At 68.6% G+C, this 1,637-nt stretch carries 2 protein-coding genes and 1 pseudogene; 1 reads left to right on the plus strand and 2 read right to left on the minus strand.

The features are described 5' to 3' along the window. A partial coding sequence (locus tag ACXJKR_RS31865) for an alpha/beta fold hydrolase (protein WP_457326259.1) occupies nt 1-685 on the plus strand: 685 nt, incomplete at its 5' end. On the opposite strand, the gene ACXJKR_RS31870 is transcribed toward ACXJKR_RS31865, so the two are convergent. Continuing rightward, complete coding sequence (locus ACXJKR_RS31870) at nt 657-1,142, minus strand: TlpA family protein disulfide reductase (protein ID WP_082532494.1); 486 nt, start codon at nt 1,140-1,142, stop codon at nt 657-659. The two genes, ACXJKR_RS31865 and ACXJKR_RS31870, sit on opposite strands and share 29 nt — an antisense overlap. Before the next feature lie 21 nt (nt 1,143-1,163). After that, a pseudogene (locus tag ACXJKR_RS31875) lies at nt 1,164-1,637 on the minus strand (hypothetical protein); the annotation flags it as partial.

Raw genomic sequence — 1,637 nt, forward strand, 5'->3', positions numbered from 1 at the left:
CAGCGACGCGCCGCCGGCCGCCGAGTTTGGCTACAGCTTCGACCGCCTGGCCGATGTCGTCGAGGGGTTCTGCGAGGCGCTGGGCCTGGACCGCTTCGTCGCCTACCTGTTCGACTTCGGCGCGCCCATCGGCCTGCGCATTGCCGAGCGCCACCCAGAATGGATTGCCGGTCTCGTCATCCAGAACGGCAATGCCTACGAGGAGGGATTGAGCGCGATGGCACGTGACATGGTTGCGCTGCAGCCCGRCCGGCCAGGTGCCGTGGAAGCCGTCACGGGCATCCTGACGGCCGAGGTCACGCGCATGCAATACGAGGGCGGCACCCGCGAGCCGGCGCGTATCGCCCCCGAGGGCTGGCTGCTGGACCAGCATTTCCTGGACCTGCCCGGCCGCAAGGCCATCCAGGTGGACCTGGCGCTGGACTACCACCGCAACGTGGCGCGCTACCCGGCTTGGCAGGCCTGGCTGCGCGAACATCGGCCGCCGGCGCTGATCGTCTGGGGTCGCAACGACGCCTTCTTCCCGGCGGCGGGCGCCGAGGCCTATCTGCGCGACCTGCCCGAGGCCGAGCTGCATCTGCTCGACACGGGGCACTTCGCTTTGGAGGAAGAGGTCGATTTCATCGCGGCGCGCATGGCCGTCTTCATCGACGGGCTTACGCCTCAGCCAGCAGCTGCTCGATGAGGCCGTGCAGGGCGGCGAAGTCGGGTTCGCCGACAAAGCGCTTGACGATCTCGCCGCGCTTGTTGATGAGGAAGGTGGTCGGCGTCATCTGCACCGAGCCAAAGGCCTGGGCGACGCTGCCGGTGTTGTCGATGGCCACGCCAAAGGGCAGCTTGCGCGTCTCGGCGTACTTGGCGACGAAGGCCGGCGGGTCGTAGCTCATGGCCACGGCGACAGTGTCCAGGCCGCGGGCCTTGAACTTGTCGTGGGTGGCGACGATCTGCGGCATTTCCTTCACGCAGGTCGCGCAGCTGGTGGCCCAGAAGTTGACCAGCATGACCTTGCCGGTCCAGTCCCGCGAACTGGCCTTCTGGCCGTTCAGCAGCACATAGTCGACGGCGGGTGCCTGCTCGCGGGCACAGCCCGTCAGCGCGGCGGCGCAGATCAGGGCAGAGGCAAGGGCACGGCGGGTCAGCATGCCCGGATTCTAGAGAAGCCGCTAAACCCTTTTGGCCAGCTCGAACATCAGCAGCGAGGGCAGGGCGTCGGGCAGGTGGCGGCGCGAGATGCGGGCCACGCCGTCACCGGTGGCGGTGGACAGCTGGGTGCGGTGCTCGCCATCGAACATCTCGACGAAGGCGAAGTCCGGCGCGTCGCGCATGACGCCGGCGATCAGCTGCAGCAGCGGCTCGCTCATCTGTGCCGCGTCGAACAGCATGGCATGGGGCAGGCCTTCCCGGCAGAACTGCTCGGCCTCGGCCACGCTGCCGACCACATCCACCAGCATGCCCATGTGGCGCACGGCGGCCTGGGCCTCGGTGCGCATGTCGCGGTGCGCCGACACGATCAGCAGCTGGCAGCCCGCCAGCGGCCGCGAATTGCCGCCCATGCGTTCGGCCTCGGCTTCCAACCGGGCATTGGTGCTGTCCGGCGGCGGCGCTTCGTCCGGCGCGAGCTGGTTGAACTCCAGCGT

The sequence above is a fragment of the Roseateles sp. P5_E11 genome, from assembly GCF_054049355.1.